20 protein-coding genes and 1 riboswitch are annotated in these 25,456 nt (G+C 41.3%); of the genes, 12 read left to right on the forward strand and 8 right to left on the reverse strand.

Annotated features, from left to right (window positions below):
* Positions 1-46 precede the first annotated feature (46 nt).
* Positions 47-1,315, reverse strand: coding sequence for an extracellular solute-binding protein (locus RQ973_RS01205; protein WP_153224582.1), 1,269 nt, complete (start codon positions 1,313-1,315; stop codon positions 47-49).
* A gap of 420 nt (positions 1,316-1,735) precedes the next feature.
* Here RQ973_RS01205 and malQ point away from each other — a divergent pair, with 420 nt between their 5' ends.
* The 3 genes from malQ (at position 1,736) to RQ973_RS01220 (ending at position 6,129) form a co-directional block, all read left to right on the forward strand.
* Positions 1,736-3,253, forward strand: a complete 1,518-nt coding sequence (gene malQ, locus RQ973_RS01210; RefSeq protein ID WP_311522488.1) for a 4-alpha-glucanotransferase — start codon at positions 1,736-1,738, stop codon at positions 3,251-3,253.
* A gap of 25 nt (positions 3,254-3,278) precedes the next feature.
* Positions 3,279-5,537: a glycogen/starch/alpha-glucan family phosphorylase gene (glgP, locus tag RQ973_RS01215; protein WP_311522489.1), complete on the forward strand. Its 2,259-nt coding sequence runs from the start codon at positions 3,279-3,281 to the stop codon at positions 5,535-5,537.
* A 385-nt stretch (positions 5,538-5,922) separates the two neighbouring features.
* The gene (locus RQ973_RS01220; protein ID WP_049531181.1) at positions 5,923-6,129 is read left to right on the forward strand and encodes a hypothetical protein; all 207 of its coding nucleotides are present in this window, start codon (positions 5,923-5,925) and stop codon (positions 6,127-6,129) included.
* Positions 6,130-6,237: 108 nt separating this feature from the next.
* Here the strand turns inward: RQ973_RS01220 and RQ973_RS01225 are convergent, their stop codons facing one another.
* A complete protein-coding gene (locus RQ973_RS01225) occupies positions 6,238-7,086 on the reverse strand; it encodes a putative RNA methyltransferase (RefSeq protein ID WP_311522490.1) in 849 nt (282 codons plus the stop codon).
* Positions 7,087-7,236: 150 nt separating this feature from the next.
* Here RQ973_RS01225 and RQ973_RS01230 point away from each other — a divergent pair, with 150 nt between their 5' ends.
* Positions 7,237-7,515 carry a DUF6110 family protein gene (locus tag RQ973_RS01230; RefSeq protein WP_000910910.1) on the forward strand — a complete coding sequence of 93 codons (279 nt, stop codon included), beginning with the start codon at positions 7,237-7,239 and terminating at the stop codon, positions 7,513-7,515.
* A 1-nt stretch (position 7,516) separates the two neighbouring features.
* Complete coding sequence (locus RQ973_RS01235) at positions 7,517-9,580, forward strand: heavy metal translocating P-type ATPase (RefSeq protein WP_311522491.1); 2,064 nt, start codon at positions 7,517-7,519, stop codon at positions 9,578-9,580.
* Between the two features lie 76 nt (positions 9,581-9,656).
* Here the strand turns inward: RQ973_RS01235 and tyrS are convergent, their stop codons facing one another.
* Positions 9,657-10,913: a tyrosine--tRNA ligase gene (gene tyrS, locus RQ973_RS01240; protein WP_311522492.1), complete on the reverse strand. Its 1,257-nt coding sequence runs from the start codon at positions 10,911-10,913 to the stop codon at positions 9,657-9,659.
* Between the two features lie 185 nt (positions 10,914-11,098).
* On the opposite strand from tyrS, the gene mutL reads away from it, so the two are divergent.
* From mutL to RQ973_RS01260, 4 genes are all read left to right on the forward strand, one after another.
* Positions 11,099-13,048 (forward strand): DNA mismatch repair endonuclease MutL, encoded by a 1,950-nt coding sequence (mutL, locus tag RQ973_RS01245; protein WP_311522493.1) that lies wholly within the window; start codon positions 11,099-11,101, stop codon positions 13,046-13,048.
* A 121-nt stretch (positions 13,049-13,169) separates the two neighbouring features.
* Positions 13,170-13,763 carry a Holliday junction branch migration protein RuvA gene (gene ruvA / locus RQ973_RS01250; RefSeq protein WP_311522494.1) on the forward strand — a complete coding sequence of 198 codons (594 nt, stop codon included), beginning with the start codon at positions 13,170-13,172 and terminating at the stop codon, positions 13,761-13,763.
* Positions 13,764-13,772: 9 nt separating this feature from the next.
* On the forward strand, positions 13,773-14,333 hold the full coding sequence (locus RQ973_RS01255) for a DNA-3-methyladenine glycosylase I (RefSeq protein WP_311522495.1): 561 nt from the start codon (positions 13,773-13,775) through the stop codon (positions 14,331-14,333).
* A 3-nt stretch (positions 14,334-14,336) separates the two neighbouring features.
* Positions 14,337-15,008, forward strand: a complete 672-nt coding sequence (locus tag RQ973_RS01260) for a type II CAAX endopeptidase family protein (protein ID WP_311522496.1) — start codon at positions 14,337-14,339, stop codon at positions 15,006-15,008.
* 44 nt (positions 15,009-15,052) lie between these two features.
* Here the strand turns inward: RQ973_RS01260 and RQ973_RS01265 are convergent, their stop codons facing one another.
* From RQ973_RS01265 to RQ973_RS01280, 4 genes are all read right to left on the reverse strand, one after another.
* Positions 15,053-16,090, reverse strand: coding sequence for an LD-carboxypeptidase (locus tag RQ973_RS01265; protein WP_311522497.1), 1,038 nt, complete (start codon positions 16,088-16,090; stop codon positions 15,053-15,055).
* A gap of 151 nt (positions 16,091-16,241) precedes the next feature.
* A complete protein-coding gene (locus RQ973_RS01270; RefSeq protein ID WP_049496815.1) occupies positions 16,242-16,505 on the reverse strand; it encodes a SemiSWEET family transporter in 264 nt (87 codons plus the stop codon).
* Positions 16,506-16,705: 200 nt separating this feature from the next.
* On the reverse strand, positions 16,706-17,380 hold the full coding sequence (locus RQ973_RS01275) for a DUF1129 domain-containing protein (protein ID WP_006146142.1): 675 nt from the start codon (positions 17,378-17,380) through the stop codon (positions 16,706-16,708).
* Between the two features lie 12 nt (positions 17,381-17,392).
* Entirely contained in the window at positions 17,393-18,337 is a 945-nt protein-coding gene (locus tag RQ973_RS01280) for a magnesium transporter CorA family protein (RefSeq protein WP_000815631.1), read from the reverse strand.
* 142 nt (positions 18,338-18,479) lie between these two features.
* Between RQ973_RS01280 and uvrA the strand changes: the two genes are divergently transcribed.
* Both uvrA and RQ973_RS01290 read left to right on the forward strand, forming a co-directional pair.
* Positions 18,480-21,311: an excinuclease ABC subunit UvrA gene (gene uvrA / locus RQ973_RS01285; RefSeq protein WP_311522498.1), complete on the forward strand. Its 2,832-nt coding sequence runs from the start codon at positions 18,480-18,482 to the stop codon at positions 21,309-21,311.
* A complete protein-coding gene (locus RQ973_RS01290) occupies positions 21,304-22,365 on the forward strand; it encodes a Xaa-Pro peptidase family protein (protein WP_311519724.1) in 1,062 nt (353 codons plus the stop codon). Before uvrA ends, RQ973_RS01290 begins: the two co-directional genes overlap by 8 nt.
* A gap of 53 nt (positions 22,366-22,418) precedes the next feature.
* A riboswitch (M-box (ykoK) riboswitch) is annotated at positions 22,419-22,572 on the forward strand.
* A gap of 6 nt (positions 22,573-22,578) precedes the next feature.
* Here RQ973_RS01290 and RQ973_RS01295 read toward each other — a convergent pair.
* Positions 22,579-22,743, reverse strand: a complete 165-nt coding sequence (locus RQ973_RS01295; RefSeq protein WP_311522499.1) for a hypothetical protein — start codon at positions 22,741-22,743, stop codon at positions 22,579-22,581.
* A 21-nt stretch (positions 22,744-22,764) separates the two neighbouring features.
* Here RQ973_RS01295 and mgtA point away from each other — a divergent pair, with 21 nt between their 5' ends.
* Entirely contained in the window at positions 22,765-25,425 is a 2,661-nt protein-coding gene (mgtA, locus tag RQ973_RS01300) for a magnesium-translocating P-type ATPase (RefSeq protein ID WP_311522500.1), read from the forward strand.
* The last annotated feature ends 31 nt before the right edge of the window (positions 25,426-25,456 follow it).

Genomic DNA, 25,456 nt, shown 5'->3' on the forward strand with positions numbered 1-25,456 from the left:
TAAAAATCAAGGGGGATAAGTTTTAAATCCCCCTTGAATCAATCAATTAGTTACCAAATTTTTGTTGGATTGTTTCTTTGATCAATGTTACAGCATCATTTGCAGCTGTTTTAGCATCTTTCTTACCGCTTACAGCGTCAAAGAGCATTGTTTTAGCTGGGTCCCAAACTGTTGACATTTGAGAGATGTTTGGCATTGGTTGAGCATTTTGGAACTGTTTGATAACAGCAGTAGTCAACTCATCATTTTTACCTTCAGCGTAAGTACGAGCTTCAGTGTTAGCTGGGATTTCGTTTGTTGCATCGTAGAATGCTTTTTGTTGGTCAGTTGAAACAAGGAAGTCTACGAATTTTTGAGCTCCTTCAAGGTTCTTAGTGCTTGATGGGATGATCCAAGCTTTACCACCACCAAAGGCTGCGTAGTTTTTACCGTTTGGAAGAGTTGGGATAGTTGCAACACCGTAGTTTACTTTAGCATCTTTGAATGCTTGAGCTTTCCAAGGTCCATCAATGATAGCAGCTGTTTTACCTTCTTGGAATTGAGTTTGGATCAAGTTTCCAGCACCTTCAGTATCTTGCATACCTTTAGGCCATTTGTCATACCAAGTTTTAGCATAGTTGATACCTGCAATAGCACCATCGTTAGCAAGACCAATATCTTTAGGGTCTTTACCGTTTTGTCCAAACACGTAGGCACCATTACCAGCAAGAAGTCCATATGCGTAGTAGAAGTTAGTCCAGTCAGCTAGGAAAGCAGTAGTTTTTCCGTCTTCACCAGCGAAGGCATATTTGCTATCTTTAGCAAGTTCTTCCAAGTCAGCAAATGTCTTAGGAGCTTCTTTCACTAAGTCTTTGTTATAGTACATAACAAGTGACTCGATAACGGCTGGAGCCCCATAAACTTTACCACCAACAGTTACAAGAGATTTAGTAGTATCGTCTGTTTTAGCACCGTCACTCAAAGTTACTTCTGAAAGTTGTCCGTCAGTACCAAGGCTACCTACACGGTCGTATGGTGCCATCATGACGTCAGCAGCTTTACCTGATTGGTTATCAAGTGAAAGATTGTCAAGTCCACCTAATTGGTCACCTGTTTTAATAGTAACTTTTACACCAGCTTCTTTTTCGTAAGCTTTGGCAGCTGATTCTGCAAAAGCTTTATATTGATCTTCAACGTAGAAAGTGATTTCTTGACTTCCTGATGCAGAAGAGTCAGCAGCTTTGTCAGAAGTTTTACTTCCGCAAGCTACCAAAAGTAAGCTAGCAAGAGTAGCAGTACCAAGTACAGCTGCGCTCTTCATGAATTTAGTTGACATAATGTATTCCTCCTAAAGAATAACAAATTTTGATTCCGAGGAAACGCAAACGTTTTCTCTTATGAACTTAGTATAGCACAAACAGAAAACGGTTGCAAGCGTTTTTTGAAAAAATTTTTAAAAAGCATGTAACTGAATAATTCCTAAATTTGGTTATATAATAGGAAGAAAAAGGTGAAATCATATAAATTTCAATTCAAAAATAATTGAAGGAAAACGATTGCATGGTTTGTCGATGTTTTTGTAGATGTGAAAAAATAAGAATATAGTTTTATAGCAAAGCTATAAAGACAAATAATTTGAAAAAGATTTTGTTGAAACGCTTGCATTTATTTTAGAAATGCGTTATACTTTAGTTAGCGCAAACGTTTGCGTTCGTAAAAATGTAATATCTAACTATAAACACATGAGGTGCTTATTATGCAAAAACGTCAAAGTGGTGTGTTGATGCACATTTCTTCTCTTCCAGGAGCATACGGAATCGGATCATTTGGTAAAAGTGCTTACGACTTCGTTGATTTCTTGGTTCGTACAAAACAACGTTACTGGCAAATCCTTCCATTAGGAACAACTAGTTACGGGGATTCTCCTTACCAGTCTTTCTCAGCCTTTGCAGGAAATACTCATTTTATCGATTTGGATATCTTGGTGGAGCAAGGTTTGTTGGAAGCAAGTGACCTTGAAGGAGTTGACTTTGGTAGCGATGCGTCTGAAGTTGACTATGCTAAAATCTACTATGCACGTCGTCCTCTTTTAGAAAAAGCGGTGAAACGTTTCTTTGAGGTAGGAGATGTTAAAGATTTTGATAAATTTGCTCAAGACAACCAATCATGGCTTGAACTCTTTGCAGAGTATATGGCTATCAAAGAGCATTTTGATAATCTTGCTTGGACTGAATGGCCAGATGCAGATGCTCGTGCTCGTAAAGCTTCAGCACTTGAAAGCTACCGTGAGCAATTAGCAGACAAGTTGGTTTACCACCGTGTGACTCAATACTTCTTCTTCCAACAATGGTTGAAATTGAAAGCTTACGCTAACGGCAACCACATCGAAATCGTTGGGGACATGCCAATCTATGTAGCGGAAGATTCAAGCGATATGTGGGCAAATCCACATCTCTTCAAAACAGATGTCAACGGTAAGGCGACTTGCATCGCAGGATGCCCACCAGATGAATTTTCTGCAACTGGTCAGCTTTGGGGTAACCCAATCTATGACTGGGAAGCAATGGACAAAGACGGCTACAAATGGTGGATTGAACGCTTGCGTGAAAGCTTCAAAATCTACGACATCGTTCGTATCGACCACTTCCGTGGTTTCGAATCTTACTGGGAAATCCCTGCTGGTTCCGATACAGCAGCACCTGGTGAGTGGGTGAAAGGTCCTGGTTACAAGCTTTTTGCAGCTGTTAAGGAAGAACTTGGTGAGTTAAACATCATTGCTGAAGACCTTGGCTTCATGACAGATGAAGTTATTGAATTGCGTGAACGTACTGGCTTCCCAGGAATGAAGATCCTTCAATTTGCCTTCAACCCAGAAGACGAAAGTATCGATAGCCCACACTTGGCACCTGCTAACTCAGTTATGTACACAGGGACACACGATAATAATACGGTCCTTGGTTGGTACCGTAACGAGATCGATGATGCGACTCGTGAGTACATGGCACGCTATACTAACCGTAAAGAATACGAAACAGTGCCACATGCTATGCTTCGTACAGTCTTTTCATCAGTTAGCTTCATGGCAATTGCAACTATGCAAGATTTGCTAGAATTGGATGAGACAGCTCGTATGAACTTCCCATCTACCCTTGGTGGAAACTGGTCTTGGCGTATGACTGAAGATCAATTGACACCAGCTGTCGAGGAAAGTTTGCTTGACTTGACAACAATCTATCGCCGAATCAATGAAAATTTGGTAAAATTAAAGAAATAAGACAATAATCAGGAGACAACTAAACATGTTATCACTACAAGAATTTGTACAAAATCGTTACAATAAAACCATTGCAGAATGTAGCAATGAAGAGCTTTACCTTGCTCTTCTTAACTACAGCAAACTTGCAAGCAGCCAAAAACCAGTGAACACTGGTAAGAAAAAAGTTTACTACATCTCAGCTGAGTTCTTGATTGGTAAACTCTTGTCAAACAACTTGATCAACCTTGGTCTTTACGACGATGTTAAAAAAGAACTTGCAGCTGCAGGTAAAGACTTGATCGAAGTCGAAGAAGTAGAATTGGAACCATCTCTTGGTAATGGTGGTTTGGGACGTTTGGCTGCCTGCTTTATCGACTCAATTGCTACTCTTGGTTTGAACGGTGACGGTGTTGGTCTTAACTACCACTTTGGTCTTTTCCAACAAGTTCTTAAAAACAACCAACAAGAAACAATTCCAAATGCATGGTTGACAGAGCAAAACTGGTTGGTTCGCTCAAGCCGTAGCTACCAAGTACCATTTGCAGACTTTACTTTGACATCAACTCTTTATGATATTGATGTTACTGGTTATGAGACAGCAACTAAAAACCGCTTGCGTTTGTTTGACTTGGATTCAGTTGATTCTTCTATCATTAAAGATGGTATCAACTTTGACAAGACAGATATCGCTCGCAACTTGACTCTCTTCCTTTACCCAGATGATAGTGACCGTCAAGGTGAATTGCTCCGTATCTTCCAACAATACTTCATGGTTTCAAACGGTGCGCAATTGATCATCGACGAAGCAATCGAAAAAGGAAGCAACTTGCATGACCTTGCTGACTATGCAGTTGTCCAAATCAACGATACTCACCCATCAATGGTTATCCCTGAATTGATCCGTCTTTTGACAGCACGTGGTATCGAGCTTGATGAAGCAATCTCTATCGTTCGTAGCATGACTGCCTACACTAACCACACAATCCTTGCTGAAGCCCTTGAAAAATGGCCTCTTGAATTCTTGGAAGAAGTGGTTCCTCACTTGGTACCAATCATCAAAGAATTGGACCGTCGTGTGAAAGCAGAATACAAAGATCCAGCTGTTCAAATTATCGATGAGAGCGGACGTGTTCACATGGCTCACATGGATATCCACTACGGATACAGTGTTAACGGAGTAGCGGCACTTCATACTGAAATCTTGAAAAATTCTGAGTTGAAAGCCTTCTACGACCTTTACCCAGAAAAATTCAACAACAAAACAAACGGTATTACTTTCCGTCGTTGGCTCATGCATGCTAACCCAAGATTGTCTCACTACTTGGACGAGATTCTTGGAGAAGGTTGGCACCATGAAGCAGATGAGCTTGAAAAACTTTTGTCTTATGAAGACAAAGCAGCTGTCAAAGAAAAATTGGAAAGCATCAAGGCTCACAACAAACGTAAATTGGCTCGTCACTTGAAAGAACACCAAGGTGTGGAAATCAATCCAAACTCTATCTTTGATATCCAAATCAAACGTCTTCACGAGTACAAACGCCAACAAATGAACGCTTTGTACGTAATCCACAAATACCTTGACATCAAAGCTGGTAACATCCCTGCTCGCCCAATCACAATCTTCTTTGGTGGTAAAGCAGCTCCAGCCTACACAATCGCTCAAGACATCATTCACTTAATCCTTTGCATGTCAGAAGTTATTGCTAATGATCCAGCAGTAGCTCCACACTTGCAAGTAGTTATGGTTGAAAACTACAACGTTACTGCAGCAAGCTTCCTTATCCCAGCGTGTGATATCTCAGAACAAATCTCACTTGCTTCTAAAGAAGCTTCAGGTACTGGTAACATGAAATTCATGTTGAACGGAGCTTTGACTCTTGGTACTATGGACGGTGCTAACGTGGAAATCGCTGAGTTGGTTGGAGACGAAAACATCTACATCTTCGGTGAAGATTCAGAAACTGTTATCGACCTTTACGCAAAATCAGCTTACAAATCAAGCGAATTCTATGCTCGTGAAACTATCAAACCATTGGTTGACTTTATCGTGAGCGACGCTGTTCTTGCAGTTGGTAAGATTGAACGCTTGGAACGTCTTTATAACGAATTAATTAACAAAGACTGGTTCATGACTCTTCTTGATTTGGAAGACTACATCAAAGTGAAAGAGCAAATGCTTGCTGACTACGAAGACCGTGACGCATGGTTGGATAAAGTCATCGTCAACATTGCTAAAGCAGGATTCTTCTCATCTGACCGTACAATCGCTCAGTACAACGAAGATATCTGGCACTTGAACTAATACTCTTCGAAAATCAAATTCAAACCGCGTCAACGTCGCCTTGCCGTACTCAAGTACAGCCTGCGGCTAGTTTCCTAGTTTGCTCTTTGATTTTCATTGAGTATAAGATACGAAATTTTATAGTTATTACACTATCTAGCAAAAAAGCGAGTTTCAATTGAAATTCGCTTTTTTTGAATGTTATGGATTTGAGGTTGACTGGTCTCAAAAGAAAAAGTAATTTGTCAATAATTTCTAGACTTAAAAATCAAACCTAGAGAACACTAAGAAGGTTGGTTGTACTACCTTTAAGCCTAAGGTTCTTCTTAGCTGCTACCTCAAATTTCTTGTATTCGTTTACAAACAGTATTATAATAGTATTGTAGTAAAGAAGGAGGATGTTTTTATGTGGAAAAAATATTTTTCAAAATATAAATGGACTGATTTATTTTGGATTCTTTTTGTAATTTGGTCATGCCTTTATATGGGTAATAGTTCTTCGTTTCCACTTACTCATCAAGAAATCTCTTTTCATGGATGTTGTTATGGGGCAGCACTTGCCTTATATCACTTGCTATTTATTGATAAATTTGTCATTTCAAATCGAAAATAAATGGAGAGGTTAAAATTTTTCCACTTTTCGGATAGATACTTGAAAAATCGTGATTTAAACCCGCATCTCAAGAAGAGGTGCGGGCTTTGTAGTATCTCAAAAATATATTTACAGTGCTTTCCCAACCAAAATCTCTGCTTCAATGGTAATCTCTGTCAGTTGGCTCCAGTCAATCTTGCTTTGGTCAACGTGAAAGAGGAGGGGTGTCATGCTGAGTAAAGCTTGTCTTTGCTCTGCTGTAATGGATTTGGTCAGGGAAGCAGTCTGGATAGATTGGATGCTGAAATGTTCCTGGAAATGCTCCTTGATATCTTGGTTAGAATAATCTTTGTTTGTCAGCTGGTCCTGTACTCTTTGACGGATTTCTTTGAGGTGATTTTCAGTTGGGATAATCTTTATCAAGATACCGTCTTTGGATAAAACGCGACGAAATTCTCCATAGTTGGCAGGCGAAAAGATATCAAGCAGGATATCCATGCTAGCGTCTTTTATAGGAAGACGAGCCAGGTCACCAACGAACCAATTGACTGCCCAGTTGGGTTCGCTCTTGGCAGCGATTTGAACGGAATCTTTGGAAATATCAAAGGCATAGAAGGTTTTGTCAGGATGACTTTCTTGGAGCTTGCGAGAATAGAAACCTTCGCCACAACCGATATCTAAGATTGTGGTGCTAGTTTCTGAATTTGCTAACAAGTCAGATACAGCATCTAAAATAGCTTGGTAAAAGCCAGCTTCTAGGATTTGTTGGCGATTTTGAAAGTTTTCCTTGTCGTAGTTGGCAGATTGCTTGATTTGAGGTGCCAGATTGACATAGCCGAATTTCGCCAAGTCAAAAGAATGACGGTTGCAGCACTTGAGACTAGTCTCTACCAGAGTCAGATTTTCTCGACAGATAGGGCAGGCAAAGGCAGTCGCAGAAGCAAAACGCTGGAGTTTAGGTTTGAGATTTGTATTCATAGTTTAAGTGTATCAAAAGAGGCAAATGAAAGCAACTTTAGGATGATTTGTAATAGAATTAAATAGTAGTATAATTACTTTTTAAAGTACCAAAATTAAATTGCTTTTATATCTAAATTGCTATATAATAATATCTAGGAGGAAATAAGTATGTTAAAAGAAGTATTAACCGTTGCAAAAGTTGCGAAAAAATCATCACTCTTTTTGGGTGGTGTCGCATTTGGTACCCTTGGTTTGAAAATCTTAGCAAGTAAGGAAGCTAAAAAAGGTTATTCTAAAGCTTTGGCTAAGGCTTACAAGTTGAAAGACGGGCTAGATGCATCTGTTTCTGTTGTGAAACAACATGGAGACGATGTCTTGCAAGATGCCAAATATTTGTATGAGCAAGAGAAAAAAGAAGAGCAATTAGATAGCCTTATAGGGGAATAGTATGTCTTTTAAAGTGCTACATAGAGGATACCAACATATCCGACTATCATCTTCTTTTTCACTCACCTTGGATATTCAAGACTATCTTCGTTCCTTGGTGAGAGATGAAAAGGGGATTGAGTCTATCCAGTTTTACATGGATCAACAGCACTTTACTCTACGCATAAAAGAAGGCTTCTCTGTATTAGACAATGCAGAAGCCTTTTTAAAAAGAATTGATAAAGGGAAAGTTTCTGAGTTGATGACTCTTCCCATTCGTAGAGAAGAGAGTGCTTATTCTATTGTTTCAGGTGCAGCGATTAAGCGTATGATTTTTCGTAGTTTTGTGCCGTATCCTATTCGCTATATATGGACTTGTTATCAGGCTTTGGGTTATATTAGAGAAGCCTATCAAACACTAGCGCGTAAGGAACTAACGATGGAGGTCTTGGACTGTTCGGCGATTTTATTGTCCTTGTTTATGAACCAATCCAAGACAGCTAGCAATATCATGTTTATGCTTGATTTGGGGAATCATTTAGATCAGTGGTCCTTGAAAAAAACTGCAACAGATTTAGAACAAAGCCTTCTTGCAAAAGAGAGCGACGTATTCTTAGTACAGGGGGATATGGTCGTTAGTATCAAGAGTTCCGATGTTCAAATAGGAGATGTCTTGGTCCTATCTCAAGGAAATGAAATTCTGTTTGATGGACAAGTAGTTTCAGGTTTAGGTATGGTCAACGAAAGTTCCTTGACGGGAGAGAGTTTTCCAGTTGAAAAAAGAGAGTCTGATTTGGTTTGTGCAAATACAGTATTAGAAACTGGAGAGTTACGCATTCGTGTAACCGATAATCAGATGAACAGCCGGATTTTACAACTGATTGAGTTGATGAAGAAATCTGAAGAAAACAAGAAAACGAAACAACGCTATTTCATCAAAATGGCGGACAAGGTCGTCAAATATAATTTCTTGGGGGCTGGTCTGACTTACCTATTAACAGGTTCTTTTTCTAAGGCTATTTCTTTCCTATTGGTCGATTTCTCCTGCGCTTTGAAAATCTCTACTCCTGTAGCTTATTTGACAGCTATCAAGGAGGGGTTGAATCGTGAAATGGTGATTAAGGATGGAGATGTTCTGGAGAAATATCTGGAAGTTGATACTTTCTTGTTTGATAAGACGGGAACAATCACAACTAGTTATCCTATAGTTGAAAAGGTGTTACCTTTTGGGGACTATAGTGAGGAGGATATTCTAAGAATCAGTGCCTGTCTTGAGGAACACATTTATCATCCTATTGCTAATGCCATCGTCAAGCAAGCTGAGATGGAGGGGATTGAACATGAGGAAATGCATGGGAAACTCCAATATATCGCAAGCAAGGGAATCAAATCTCATATAGATGGCCAACCAGTTCTTATTGGGAATTATGTCTTGATGCAGGATGAACAGATTCATATCAGTTCAGAACAAAATGCTTTAATTGAAGAGTACAAGAGTCACTACAATCTCTTATTCTTAGCCTACCAGAATGAATTGATTGGAATGTTCTGTATTCATACTCCTTTGAGAAAAGAAGCAAAAGCAGCCTTGGAGAAACTTAAGGCACAAGGGAAAAAATTGATTCTGGCAACAGGGGACACCTTGGTTAGAACAGAGGAATTAGTCAAAGATTTGCCCTTTGATCAGGTCTATACAGACTTGAAACCTGATGGGAAATTTGAGCTAGTAGAGGAACTGCAGAAAGCAGGTCACACTATTTTGATGGTTGGAGATGGATTGAATGACTCAGCAGCTCTAACCCTATCAGATATCGGTGTGGTGATGAATGAGAGTGCAGACATTTCTAAGCAGATGAGCGATATCTTATTGTTAGATAATCGCTTGGATTTCTTCCAAGAGTTGGATTGGCTATCATCATCTTTGCAAACACTCATCAAGAAGAATATTCAAGATACCGTTATCGTAAATAGTAGTTTGATTGGCTTTGGCTTGTTTAATTGGCTCAGTCCTTCAAATCTCTCTATCTTACATAATCTAACAACCTTACGTATTGTACTGCGTAGCCTGTCTATTAAGGCTAGATAGATATGGTTATCAACAACAAAAAGGAGTTACCTTTCTCGAGGTTAACTCCTTTTTTTATAGGTAAATGTTGAACAGTTTAGTAAGTCAATACAAAATATTTTTTCTTCCCACGTCGGATAACAGTGAGTTCGTTCTCTAACTTATCTGCGTCACTCAAGACATAGTCAAGGTCTTGGATGCGGTCGCCGTTGACGTAGATGGCACCGTTTTGAACATCTTCACGGGCTTGGCGTTTTGAGTTAACCACGCCAGAAGATACGAGAAGTTCAACGATGTTGTGATTTTCGTCTGCCTGTACTTGGTAGTTTGGCACTCCACGAAGTCCTTGTTTGAGTTCTTTAACTGAAAGGTTCTTAATATTTCCAGCAAAGAGTTGTTCAGTGATGTTAAGGGCTTCTTTGTAGGCTTCTTCTCCGTGGACAAGAGTCACGACTTCACGAGCCAAGACTTTTTGAGCCAAGCGTTCGTGTGGTGCTGCTTCAAATTGTTTGCGGATGTCTTCAATCTCATCAAGTGTCAAGAAAGTAAAGATTTTCAAGAATCGAACAGCGTCAGCGTCCATAACATTCATCCAGAATTGGTACATTTCGTATGGAGAAGTCTTTTCAGGATTGAGCCAGACTGCGTTTCCTTCTGATTTACCAAATTTCTTACCAGTTGCATCTGTAATCAATGGAACAGTGATAACGTGACCAGTCTTGTCAGCCTTACGACGAAGCAATTCAGTACCAGCTGTCATATTTCCCCACTGGTCAGAACCACCGATTTGAAGCGTTACGTTATGGTCTTGGTTAAGAACGAAGAAGTCGTAACCTTGCATGATTTGGTAGGCAAATTCAGTGTAAGAAATTCCTGTTTCAATCCGTTTCTTCACAGATTCCTTGCTCATCATGTAGTTGACAGTAAAGTATTTTCCGACGTCACGGAGGAAGTCAATGAAGCTGATGCTGCCAAACCAGTCGTAGTTGTTGACCATGACAGCTTTATTTTCGCCATTTTCAAAGTCAAGAAAACGAGAAAGTTGTCCTTGGATAGACTTGACCCAGCCATCTACTGTGTCTTTTGTTTGGAGACTACGTTCAGCATCTTTGAAGGACGGATCTCCGATGAGACCTGTAGCACCGCCAACGAGCGCATAAGGTTTGTGACCTGCTAGCTGCAAGCGACGACTTGTCAAGATTGCGACAAGGTGGCCTAGGTGAAGGCTGTCAGCAGTTGGATCGTAGCCAGTATAATAAGAAACTTGACCTTCTTCTAGGGCTTTACGCAAAGCTTCTTCATCAGTCGTTTGAAAAATCAAACCACGCTCTTTTAGCTCATCAAAAATGTGCATGTGTCTTTTCTCCTTTTTAAAAATATTGTTTCTACCTATTGTATCACAAACTTGGTAAATAACCTAGTAAAATCGGGAAGAAAGTTGCTACCTGGACTTTTTTTGGAAACAGGTGAAATATGGTATAATAGCACTAGCTTATTTTCAGAGAAATAGATAAAAATCGTTAAGAAAGGGGCTGAAAGATGTCTCATATTATTGAATTGCCAGAAGTCTTGGCCAACCAGATTGCAGCAGGAGAAGTGATCGAACGTCCTGCCAGTGTAGTTAAAGAGTTGGTTGAAAATGCTATCGACGCTGGCTCAAGCCAGATTATCGTTGAGATTGAAGAAGCTGGTCTTAAGAAAATCCAAATCACAGATAATGGTCACGGGATTGCCCACGATGAGGTAGAGTTGGCTCTCCGCCGTCATGCTACCAGTAAGATTAAGAATCAAGCGGATCTCTTTCGGATTCGGACCCTCGGTTTCCGTGGTGAAGCCTTGCCTTCTATCGCTTCTGTTAGTGTACTGACTCTTTTGACTGCAGTAGAGGGTGCAAGTCACGGGACCAAGTTAGTTGCTCGTGGGGGAGAAGTAGAAGAAATCATCCCAGCGACCAGCCCTGTTGGGACCAAGGTTTGTGTGGAGGATCTCTTTTTCAACACACCAGCTCGTCTCAAGTATATGAAGAGCCAGCAGGCAGAGTTGTCTCATATCATTGATATCGTCAATCGTCTAGGCTTGGCCCATCCTGAGATTTCCTTTAGCCTGATTAGTGATGGCAAGGAGATGACACGAACAGCTGGTACGGGTCAACTGCGCCAAGCCATTGCTGGGATTTATGGTTTAGCCAGTGCCAAAAAGATGGTTGAAATTGAGAATTCGGACCTAGATTTTGAAATTTCAGGTTTTGTTTCATTGCCTGAATTGACACGGGCTAATCGCAACTATATCAGTCTTTTTATCAATGGCCGTTATATCAAAAACTTCTTGCTCAATCGTGCCATTTTAGATGGCTACGGCAGTAAGCTCATGGTGGGGCGTTTTCCACTAGCCGTTATTCACATTCATATCGATCCTTATCTGGCGGATGTCAATGTACACCCAACTAAGCAAGAAGTTCGGATTTCCAAGGAAAGAGAGCTGATGGCGCTGGTCTCAGAAGCTATCGCAAAAAGTCTCAAAGAGCAGACCTTGATTCCAGATGCTCTGGAAAATCTTGCCAAATCTACTGTTCGTAATCGTGAAAAAGTAGAGCAAACGACTTTGCCGCTGAGAGAAAATACGCTCTACTATGAGAAAACAGATCCGACAAGACCTAGTCAAGCTGAAGTAGCTGATTATCAGGTGGAATTGACTGAGGAAGGACAGGATTTAACCCTATTTGCCAAGGAAACCTTGGAGCAGCTGACTAAGCCTAGCAAACTGCATTTTGCAGAGAGAAAGCCTGCTATTTATGACCAACTAGACCATCCAGAGCTAGATTTAGCCAGTCTGGATAAAGCCTATGATAAGCTGGAGCGAGAAGAATCTTCAAGCTTTCCAGAGTTGGAATTTTTCGGGCAAATGCATGGAACCTATCTCTTTGCCCAAGGGCGAGATGGGCTCTACATCATAGACCAACATGCGGCGCAGGAACGGGTCAAGTACGAGGAGTACCGTGAAAGCATTGGCAATGTTGACCAGAGCCAGCAGCAACTCCTAGTGCCCTACATCTTTGAATTTCCAGCGGATGATGCTCTGCGTCTCAAGGAACGAATGGCACTTTTGGAGGAAGTGGGTGTCTTTCTAGCAGAGTACGGGGAAAATCAATTCATCTTACGTGAACATCCTATTTGGATGGCAGAAGAAGAGATTGAATCAGGCATCTATGAGATGTGCGACATGCTCCTTTTGACCAAGGAAGTTTCTATCAAGAAATACCGGGCAGAGTTGGCCATTATGATGTCCTGCAAGCGGTCTATCAAGGCCAACCACCGTATCGATGACTACTCAGCTAGACAGCTCCTCTATCAGCTCTCTCAATGTGACAACCCATATAACTGTCCGCACGGACGCCCTGTTTTGGTCCACTTTACCAAGTCAGATATGGAAAAGATGTTCCGTCGTATTCAAGAAAATCACACTAGCCTACGAGAACTAGGCAAATACTAATACTCTTCGAAAATCTCTTTAAACTGCGTCAGCCTTACCTTGTCTAACTTAAAGTTATGCCTACGGTTAGCTTCCTAGTTTACTCTTTGATTTTCATTGAGTATAAATTGAAGGGAAAATTATGTACGAATATCTAAAAGGTATCATTACCAAAATTACTGCTAAATACATCGTCCTAGAAGCAAACGGCATCGGCTACATTTTGCACGTGGCTAACCCCTATGCTTACTCAGGACAAGTCAACCAAGAAGCGCAAATCTATGTGCATCAAGTCGTTCGTGAAGATGCTCACCTGCTTTACGGCTTTCGTTCAGAGGACGAGAAAAAACTCTTTCTCAGCTTGATTTCGGTGTCGGGCATTGGCCCTGTTTCTGCTCTTGCCATTATTGCAGCTGATGACAATGCAGGGCTCGTTCAAGCCATCGAGACCAAGAATATAACCTACCTGACCAAGTTCCCTAAAATCGGGAAGAAAACAGCCCAACAGATGGTCTTGGACTTAGAAGGTAAGGTGGTTGTGGCCGGTGACGACCTTCCTGCTAAGGTGGCAGTGCAAACCAGCGCTGAAAACCAAGAACTGGAAGAAGCAATGGAGGCCATGTTGGCCTTGGGTTACAAGGCGGCTGAGCTTAAGAAAATCAAGAAATTCTTCGAAGGAACGACTGATACAGCTGAAAACTACATCAAATCTGCCCTTAAGATGTTGGTCAAATAGGAGGTTCCTATGCCAAAACGTTGTGGCTGGGTCAAAATGAACAACCCTCTATATGTAGCCTACCACGATGAGGAATGGGGGCAGGCCCTCCATGATGACCGAGCGCTTTTTGAGTTGCTCTGTATGGAGACTTATCAGGCAGGCTTATCTTGGGAAACGGTACTCAATAAACGCCAAGCCTTCCGAGAAGCCTTTCATGGCTATCAAGTTCAAGCTGTTGCGGACCTGACTGATGAAGAATTGGAAGCTTTGATGGATAATCCAGCCATCATCCGCAATCGTGCCAAGATATTTGCGACGCGAGCCAACGCTCAGGCTTTTCTACAAGTTCAGGCAGAATTCGGAACTTTTGATGCTTATCTTTGGTCTTTTGTCGGTGGGAAGACGATTGTGAATGATGTACCTGACTACAGCCAGGCGCCTGCCAAAACAGCTCTATCTGAAAAATTATCCAAAGAATTCAAAAAACGTGGCTTCAAGTTCACAGGACCAGTCGCTGTTTTATCCTTTCTACAAGCTGCAGGGCTAGTTGATGACCATGAGAATGATTGTGAATGGAAGGGGAATTAAATAATGTCTAACAAATATAAGAGAGTTCTGATTTTTGGGCTCCTATATACCATTCTCTTTGTGTTTGATGGTATACGAGTATTTGATGCTCCATTATCTTCTTCTGCAGGGACATATTTAGTCTATACCATCATGTTTGTGTATGGTTGCTTCTTATTTAAGTCCCTATTGCTCCAAAAGTGGGAAGAGATTAGAAAGGCTAAAAGAAAATTCTTCTTTGGTGTCTTAACAGGATGGCTCTTTCTCATTCTGATGACTGTTGCCTTTGGATTTGTATCAGAGTTGTTGAGGCAGTTTTTTGGGCTGGTCGAACAAGGTCTAAATCAGTCGAATATTCAAAGCACCTTTCAAGAGCAACCAATACTGATAGCAGTTTTCGCCTGCATCATTGGACCTTTGGTGGAAGAACTCTTTTTCCGTCAGCTCTTATTGCATCACTTGCAGAAAAGTCTGCCAAGTTGGTTAAGCATTCTTCTGGTAGGATTTATCTTTGCACTGACTCATATGCATAATTTAAGTTTATCAGAGTGGGTCGGTGCAGTCGGATACCTAGGTGGTGGCCTTGCCTTTTCTATTATTTATGTGAAAGAAAAGGAGAATGTCTACTATCCCCTACTTGTTCACATGTTAGGCAATAGCCTCTCCTTTATTATTTTAGCCATCGGTAGTATGTGATGAAAATGCTAATAACGATACTGAAAAAAGCTGAGAAATTCATCTCAGCTTTCTTTGTTATAGTCAAAGCGAATGACTTGCTCCATTGCGTCTACATGGGCGTGGACTCCGAAGGGGACAATTGCTCTTGGAGTTGCATGACCAACATTTAGATTATAGACAATCGGGATATTGCTATCAATGATATCCAATAGTGCCTCTTTATAGTCGTCATAGAAAGTTTCATCCATAGGTTTCCCGACCAAGAGTCCTCTGATGACCTCGAATATACCAGTTTCCTTTAAAGTCCGCAACATCTTTTTGAAGTCGTCAGGTTCAGGCTTTTCTTCACTTGTTTCTAGCAATAAAATCTTTCCTTCCCAGTCGGATAAGTCAGGGAAAAGTTTGTATTTTTGGCAGAGGTCTGTGCTATCTGCGTATCGAGAGTTGTCAAAGATATCATAAAGAGATTCAAGACAACCGCCGAGAATTTCTCCCTCAAACTGAGCACTTCCTTGCAACAAGTCAAAACCAGTATTTGTATGACTGACACGAGGTGTTCCCAAGGCTTTGGGACTAAAATCAGTCCGTTCCTCATACCAAACGTTACTGGGGCGAATTTCTGAGATTTTTCCAGTCTCAATCAATTCTTTAAAGTAGTGGCAGCTATATGGCAACATTTCTTTGTCTAACTCACAAATGTCTGCTAGAAATGATTGGCCGTAAAAAGTCTTAATTCCTAGTTTATGCAACATTAGATGGTTCATGGTCGTATCCGAGAAGCCAAGAAAAATCTTTTGTTTGATAACTTTTTCTAGTTGGTCATTTTCAAAAAGATAGGGTAATAAACGATAGGTATCGTCTCCACCGATGGCGCATAGGATCATGTCGATGCTATCATCAGAAAAGGCCTGAATCAAATCCTCTGCACGTGCTTCAGGATGGTCCTTGATAAAGTCTAAGCCTTTTAGCGAATGGGGTAAAAAGATAGGATTGAGTCCTAGATCCTTGAGACGTTGAATACCCAAGTCCACTTCGTGTTTGACAAAGTCTTCTCCGATAATGCCACTAGACAAACTAACAATACCAATAGTAGAAACCATATCTCATCCTCCTAGAAATGAATTGATGCTATTGTATCACAAAAGAAGAGGGGAAACAACAAGAATTAGAATCAGAAAAAGGCTTTTAAATCAAGAAAGTAAGCAAAAAAGCAACCGCTCGATGTGGTTGCTTTTTATAGTAGTTGCATTCTTATAGAGCAGTAAGGAAGGTCAGTCCTCCAAGGACAACCCCGGCCGAATTTGGAATGATTAGAATCCAGTCTTTCTTAGGTTCTTTTGTCCATCCGTAAATGACCCAGATTAAGCAAGAGACTGCTGCTGATAACGGTTGGAAAGGTTGAGCTTTATTTCCTTGTAAATTGGCAAAAATTTGGGGGATGTAGGCTATAAATACAATAATTCCGATAAAGGCACCAATTGAACCGACAATTTGATTAATTCTCTGTTTAGTCATATATATTTCTCCTTATTACTTTATTATCATAACAGAAAAACAACTTGAATTCAAGGATAAAACATAGGGATTTTAAGGGGAGCCGTTACATTAGAACGTTTTTAGAAAATGTAGCTACTTTTCTTTGGAGAATCAAAAAATACTTTGGAACCATAATAAAAGTAGTCTGTCTGCAAAACACACTACTTTTATTGTTTATCTTAATATCTAGCTGGTCCTGCACTTGCGCTCTTGATGTTGAAGCGTTTTTTGAGGTAGAAACGTAGGGCAAGGAGAGCTCCTCCAATCACCAATAAAACAAGTGGTGGTAAGCTGATGTTGATGGCTTGTGGAAGGAAGTTACTCAAGAAGAGGATGAAGACCCAAGCAAACATAGTCGCTAACATAACTAAAAGTGATTTCCAGAATGGAGGGCGTTGGCTGCGGTCGGTATCTGGTCCGTAGTAACGGTAAATAAAGTGATAGAGAAGGTAGAAGGCAACTCCACCAAAGGCTCCTACACTGATAAGTGTCACCAATCCGTAGGCAACGGGTTGGTTTGAGAAGAAGCTCATCAAGGCACTAACTACTGCAAACAGTCCTGTAATGAAAAGGGCTGAATCCAACATCATCAATTTTGGATCGTCGTTTTCCTTTGGATGTTCTTTTTCATATTGCTCTTTTTCGCTGAAGCTGTGAGCCCAGTGAGTTGGTGCTCCGTAGATAGAGCGAGCAGTCACACCTTTTGGTTGTTCTTCAAGGATGTGAGGGATGACTTCTTCAAGGATAGCCTTGATTTCGGCGTCAGTTTTTCCATCCTTGAGAAATTGCTGGGTTGCAATGTGGATAAATTCTTGGTTTTTCTTGGTTAATTCTTTTAAATCAATCTGTGACATAATAACTCCTGTTTAGAACCATTTTTTATGGATGAGGTAAAGAGTGAGAGAAACACTCATAGCAAAGGCGATAAAGACGATGAGCCAGAAAGCATGCGGTTCTCCGTTTAAAGGAATTTCATTATCCTTAAAGTTCATTCCGTAGGCTGAGAAAATCATGGTCGGGATGGACATAACGATAGTCACAAGTGCCAAGGTTTTCATGATATTGTTCTGGTTATTTGAAATGATAGAAGCAAAGGTCTCTGTCATAGAGTGAAGGACGTTTCCATAGATGTCCGCCATCTCGATGGCCTGTTGCGTTTCAATCAAGGTATCTTCCAGTAAGTCTTCGTCTTCGAGATATTTCTTGATATTGCTAGTTGCGCTGGTCAATTTTTTAATCACGCGCTCATTTGTCTTAAGTGAAGCTTTGAAGTAGACGATAGTCTTTTCCAACTCCATGAGTTCAATCAATTCTTCGTTTCGAGTAGATTTGTGAAGTTGACTCTCAATCTGCTCACTCTTACGTTCAATCGAACGGAGGGCAGTTAGGTAAATCTCAGCATTACGGTAGAGAATCTGGAAGATGAAGCGCGAACGCATGAAAGTATAGAAATTTCGAAGCCTACGATTGATAAAGACATCAAGAAGTGGGAGAGGCTCCAAGCAGGTAGTGATGATAGCCTCTTCTGTGATGATAATCCCCAAGGGAATAGTCACGTAGTAGGTCTGATTATTTCTTTCCTCTGTGATTGGGACGTCTACGATAATCAAGGTGTACTCATCTTCGATGGTGATACGTGACATCTCTTCCGCATCGAGCGGTGCACGGAGGTCGGCGATATCAATATCAAAGGCCGAGGCGATTTCCATCGATTCGCTTTGAGTAGGATTGACGAGATTGATCCAAGTGCCCGGCTGGAGCGTATCAATCTCTTTAAATTCAGTTGTAGTTGAGAGAAAGACTTGCTTCATATCTCCTATCCTTTCCTAATCTAATCCGTGTTACAGTGATTTTTGACACCGTACTATTATACTATAAAATCGGCTTTTTTGGTAATAGAATTTCACTTTTTTTGGTATAATGGAAAGCAACAATGAACTAGAAAGAAGTAATATGCAAGATAAGATTGTCATCCATGGGGCACGCGCCCATAATTTAAAAAATATAGATGTGGAAATTCCGCGTGACAAGCTAGTTGTGGTGACGGGACTATCTGGATCAGGAAAGTCTAGTTTAGCCTTTGATACCCTTTATGCAGAAGGGCAACGTCGCTACGTTGAAAGTCTGTCAGCCTATGCTCGTCAGTTCTTGGGCAATATGGAAAAGCCTGATGTAGATGCCATTGATGGTCTCAGCCCTGCCATTTCCATTGACCAGAAAACGACCAGTAAAAATCCTCGTTCGACGGTTGGAACAACGACGGAAATCAACGATTATCTACGTCTTCTCTATGCACGTGTAGGAACACCCTACTGTATCAATGGGCACGGAGCTATCAAGGCTTCGTCTGTAGAGCAGATTGTGGATAAGGTTTTGGAATTGCCAGAACGCCAGCGTCTGCAGATTTTGGCTCCTGTTATTCGTAAGAAAAAAGGGCAGCACAAGACGTTGATTGAAAAAATTCAAAAGGATGGTTACGTCCGTGTCCGTGTCGATGGAGTTGTCTACGACGTGACTGAAGTTCCTGAACTTGAAAAGAATAAACAACACAACATTGACGTGGTGGTAGACCGTATCATTATCAAGGATGGTATCCGTAGTCGTCTCTTTGATTCCATCGAAGCAGCCCTTCGTATCGCAGAAGGTTATGTGGTCATCGATACTATGGATGATTCAGAGTTGCTTTTTTCAGAACACTATGCCTGTCCAGTTTGTGGCTTTACGGTTCCAGAGCTAGAACCTCGTCTCTTCTCCTTCAATGCACCTTTTGGCTCTTGTAGTGAGTGTGATGGTTTGGGGATCAAGCTAGAGGTTGATAGGGACTTAGTAGTGCCTGATGCTAGTAAAACCCTTCGTGAGGGAGCTTTAGCACCTTGGAATCCTATCTCTTCTAACTATTATCCAAATATGCTGGAGCAAGCCATGACAGCCTTTGGAGTGGACATGGATACGCCTTTTGAGGACTTGTCTGAGGGGGAGAAACATCTCATTTTCTATGGTTCAGATGGTAAAGAGTTCCATTTCCACTATGAAAATGAATTCGGCGGAGTTCGCGACATCGACATTCCTTTTGAAGGTGTTATAGGGAATATTAAGCGACGTTACCATGAAACCAATAGTGACTACACCCGTACACAAATGCGTCTTTATATGAATGAGCTAACTTGTGGCACTTGTCATGGTTATCGTCTCAATGACCAAGCCTTATCTGTTCGTGTAGGAGGAGAGAAAGGACCTCATATCGGAGAAATTTCAGACCTCTCCATCGCAGACCATTTGGAGGCTATTGATCGGTTGGCTCTATCAAAAAATGAAGCCATTATTGCTCGTCCAATTCTTAAGGAAATCAAAGACCGCTTGACCTTCCTCAATAATGTGGGTCTCAACTATCTGACCCTTTCTCGTTCAGCAGGAACCCTATCAGGTGGGGAGAGCCAGCGTATTCGCTTGGCGACTCAGATTGGTTCCAATCTCTCAGGAGTGCTTTATATCCTAGACGAGCCGTCCATCGGTCTTCACCAGAGGGACAATGACCGTCTGATTGCCAGTCTGAAAAAGATGCGTGACTTGGGGAACACCTTGATCGTAGTAGAACATGATGAAGATACCATGCGTGAGGCGGATTATTTGATAGATGTCGGCCCTGGTGCAGGGGTCTTTGGTGGAGAGATTGTAGCAGCAGGAACGCCTAAGCAGGTGGCTCGCAACAGTAAGTCAATTACAGGACAGTATCTATCAGGAAAACGTGCCATTCCAGTGCCGTCAGAACGCCGCGTTGGAAACGGTCGCTTTATCGAGGTGACTGGGGCGCGTGAGAATAACTTGCAAAATATCACCGCTCGTTTCCCACTCGGGAAATTCATTGCGGTGACGGGTGTGTCAGGTTCTGGGAAATCTACCTTGATTAACAGCATCCTCAAAAAAGCCATTGCTCAAAAACTCAATCGCAATTCAGACAAGCCTGGAAAGTTTAAGACTATCTCAGGGATTGAGCATATCGATCGTCTGATTGATATTGACCAGAGTCCTATTGGAAGAACACCAAGGTCCAATCCTGCAACCTATACAGGTGTCTTTGATGACATTCGAGACCTCTTTGCTCAGACAAATGAGGCCAAGATTCGTGGTTATAAGAAAGGGCGTTTCAGTTTCAATGTTAAGGGTGGTCGCTGTGAGGCCTGCTCAGGTGACGGGATTATCAAGATTGAGATGCACTTCTTGCCAGATGTTTATGTGGCTTGTGAAGTCTGCCACGGAACTCGCTACAACAGTGAAACGCTTGAAGTTCATTACAAGGAAAAGAATATTTCGCAAGTCTTGGATATGACTGTTAATGATGCGGTGGAGTTCTTCCAACATATTCCGAAAATTCAACGCAAACTTCAGACTATCAAGGATGTGGGACTTGGTTATGTGACCTTGGGGCAACCTGCTACCACTCTTTCTGGGGGAGAAGCCCAGCGTATGAAGTTGGCTAGTGAACTTCACAAACGATCGACAGGAAAATCTTTCTACATTCTGGATGAGCCGACGACAGGACTCCATACAGAGGATATCGCTCGCTTGCTTACAGTCTTGGCTCGCTTTGTAGACGATGGCAATACAGTTCTCGTCATTGAGCACAATTTAGACGTTATCAAGACAGCAGACCATATTATTGACTTGGGGCCTGAAGGTGGTGTCGGTGGTGGAACCATCATCGCAACAGGAACTCCAGAAGAAGTAGCGGCCAATGAAGCCAGCTACACAGGACAGTATTTGAAAGGAAAGTTACATCATGAATAAACGTGTACAAGCATTTTTAGATAAAATGCAAGAAAAAGAATTAGATGGAATCATTATCAACAACCTTAAAAATGTCTACTATTTGACAGGATTTTGGGGTTCAAATGGAACGGTCTTTATCAGTCGTGACCGTCAGGTATTGGTGACAGATGCCCGCTATATCATCGCTGCTAAGCAAGAAGTTACCGGTTTTGAGATTTTTGCTGATCGTGATGAGTTGGCTGTTATTGCAAAGATTGCAAAAGAAATGGGCCTTTCTCGTATCGGGTTTGAGGATGAAATCTCGGTTTCTTATTACCACCGCATGCAAGCCGCTTTTGAAGGTTTGGAATTAATTCCTCAGACACAGTTTGTTGAAGCGCTTCGTATGATAAAGGACGAGACAGAGATTGCGACTATTCGCAAGGCTTGTTCAATCTCAGACCAAGCTTTCCACGACGCGCTTGAATTTATCAAGCCTGGTAAGACAGAGATTGAAATTGCCAACTTCCTTGATTTCCGTATGCGTGAATTAGGAGCGGCAGGTTTGTCTTTTGACACAATCTTAGCGAGTGGCATCAACTCTTCTAAACCCCACGCTCATCCTATGCATAAGCCAGTAGAACTAGGCGAAGCTATCACTATGGACTTTGGGTGCCTTTACGAGCATTATGTGAGTGACATGACAAGAACTATCTACCTAGGCCATGTCAGCGACGAACAAGCAGAAATTTACAACACTGTTTTGAAGGCTAACCAAGCATTGATTGACCAAGCTAAGGCTGGCTTAGGTTTCCGTGACTTTGACAAAATTCCTCGTGATATCATTGTGGAGGCAGGCTATGGACAATACTTTACACACGGTATCGGGCACGGTATCGGACTTGATATCCACGAAGAACCTTACTTTAGCCAAACTTCCAAAGAAGTTATCAAAACTGGTATGGTCTTGACTGATGAACCGGGTATTTATATTGAAGGTAAATACGGGGTTCGTATCGAAGATGATATCCTCATTACAGATACCGGTTGTGAGTTATTAACCCTTGCTCCAAAAGAATTAATCGTAATCTAAGAAAAATGAGATAAATCGTTGACTTTTATATTTTAAAGGTTTATACTGAAAGGCGAAGACGGTAGGTGAGGCTACCATAGGGATACGGATGACTACCGCAAAGCAGTGGAGACACTACTCGTTGGTCAACAGTCCTGGTCGCGAAGGTCAAGACTAAGCTCATTACATCGCCCTATGGAGTTAAAGCTTGAACGAAAACAGATCATAAGTTTTTTAGTCCTGCCATTTTATGGCAGGACTTTCTGCTGTTTTAGAACAAAGAAGGGAGACAAACGATGCAAATTGACGATCATCCAGAACCGCACATACACAGCCAATCGCTGATTTGTGTCGTTCTGTCCTTATAAAGTGATTGGTCCCTGTGTATGAAATTACCATTCATACAGATAGGAGAAATCAATGAAAACTACAAAAGAAAGACTAGCAACAGCTATTCAAACTCCATTCAAAGAAAGTCTAGCTTTTTACCATACAAGTCTAAAAGGTTTAGATTCAGAACAAGTTCAAGAAAACCGCGATCTATATGGTGAAAACACCATCACCAAGGGTCAAGAGGATTCTATCTTTAAAAAGATTTATGAGTCCATTATCAATCCTTTCACAATCATTTTGCTTGTAATTGCCTTTATCTCTCTCGTTACAAACGTCTGGCTTGCCAAACCTGGTCAAGAGGATCCAACGACTTCTATCATTATCGTTGTCTTGGTTTTGATTTCAGGAGGTATTCGTTTTGTCCAAGAGTTGCGGAGTGACAAGGCGACAACCAATCTTTCAAAAATGATTGTCAACACTGCAACCGTTATTCGCGATGGTCTTGAACAAGAGTTACCCATCGATGAGTTGGTTGTGGGAGACCTCGTGAAATTGAGCGCTGGAGATATGATTCCAGCAGATGTCATCTTATTTGAATCCCGTGACTTTTTCGTTCAACAGTCAGGTTTGACTGGAGAAAGTGATGCAGTCGAAAAGCTTGCTTTAAATAAAGCGACTAGTCAAAATGTAGATAGCCTCTTAGAAGCAGAATCTTTGGCATTCATGGGGACAAACGTTATCTCAGGAAGTGCTACAGCTATGGTCCTAGCAGTTGGGGATGACACCATGATGGGAGCCATCGAGCAAACTCTCAACACCTATGATGAGCCAACTTCTTTTGAACGTGAAATGAATAGCATTTCTTGGCTCTTGATCCGCTTGATGCTTGTCATGGTCCCAATCGTATTTTTCGCAAATGGATTGACCGATGGAGACTGGCTAGAGGCTGGAGTATTTGCCTTGAGCGTGGGTGTCGGACTGACACCAGAAATGCTTCCGATGATTATTACAGCCAGCTTAGCAAAAGGTTCCATTATTATGGCCAAGGAAAAGGTAGTCATCAAAAAACTCAATGCTATCCAAGACTTAGGAGCAATCGATATCCTTTGTACGGATAAAACTGGAACTCTAACGCAAGATGAGATTGTTTTAGAATATCCCTTGGATATTCATGGTGATTTGGATATGGCGGTCTTAAGAAGAGCTTATCTAAATTCACATTTTCAAACAGGTTTGAAAAACTTGATGGACCGTGCCATCATCAGTAGAACTGAAAAAGAAGCTAAAGAACACGTTATTCTACAAGATTTGGATAAAATCTTCCAAAAGATTGATGAACTGCCTTTTGACTTTGAACGCAGACGCATGAGTGTCATCGTCAAAGACGACAGCAATGTCGTTAGTATGGTTACCAAAGGCGCTTTAGAAGAAATGTTGATCATTTCGACTCATGTGGAATATCGCGGAGAAATCATTCCCCTAACCGAAGACATTCGCCAAGAAGTATTAGCAGAAGTTGGTCAATTAAACCGTCAAGGTTTGCGTGTTTTAGGTGTTGGTTACAAGTCAGGTCTACGTGAAGATTATGCCTATGCTGTGACTGATGAAAGTGACATGATCCTTACGGGGTACCTTGCCTTCTTGGATCCGCCAAAACCATCTGCAGCACCAGCTATTCAGGCTTTACTTGAGCATGGTGTCAAAACAAAAATTTTAACTGGGGATAACGAAAAAGTAACTCAAGCTATTTGTGAAAAGGTTGGTTTGGATGTTGAACATATGCTCTTAGGGGCTGACATTGACCAAATGACAGACCAAGAATTGGCAGAAGCGGTTGAAAGTGTAACAGTATTTGCTAAATTGTCTCCTGATCAAAAAGCTCGAATTATTCTACAGTTAAAGAAAAATGGTCACGGTGTTGGTTATATGGGAGATGGGATCAACGACGCTCCATCCATGAAGGTGGCTGATGTTGGAATTTCTGTAGATACAGCAGTCGATATCGCTAAGGAAACAGCGGATGTTATTTTGCTAGACAAGGATCTCATGGTTCTGGAAACGGGTATTATTGAGGGCCGTAAGGTCTACGCCAACATGACCAAGTACATCAAGATGACCGTTAGTTCAAACTTTGGGAATATCTTCTCACTCCTTGTTGCGAGTATCTTCTTACCATTTTTACCAATGGCTCCTGTTCATCTCATTGTCCTAAACCTAGTCTACGATTTATCTTGTGTGGCATTGCCATTTGATAATGTGGATCAAGATTTCCTCAAACAACCCCATACATGGGAAGCAAAATCCATTACGCGATTTATGGTTTGGATGGGACCAATCTCATCTGTCTTTGATATTTTGACCTTTATCTTCCTCTACTTTATCATTGTTCCTTTGGTGACAGGTCATCATTATGTTCACGGATCTGAATCTGCCCTTCAGTTTATTATCTTGTTCCAAACAGGATGGTTCATCGAATCGATGTGGTCTCAAACCATGGTTATCCATATGCTTCGTACAGCAAAAGTTCCTTTTCTACAAAGCAGACCAGCTTGGCTTGTGATTTTGATGACTCTGGTTGCAGCCTTTTTCGTAACCAGTCTACCTTATGGACCACTGGTAAATATTCTTCGTCTAGCACCCTTAGGAGTTCCTTACTTCTTGTTCTTAATCTGTATTATTTTCTTGTATATGTTTAGCGTTACAGTTATTAAGAAATTTTACATTAAGAAGTATAAAGAATGGTTATAGTTCGTGTTTTGTCAAGAAAAAAGTTTAAAAA

Origin of the sequence: uncultured Streptococcus sp., assembly GCF_963511325.1 — a bacterium.
Taxonomy (GTDB): Bacteria; Bacillota; Bacilli; order Lactobacillales; family Streptococcaceae; genus Streptococcus.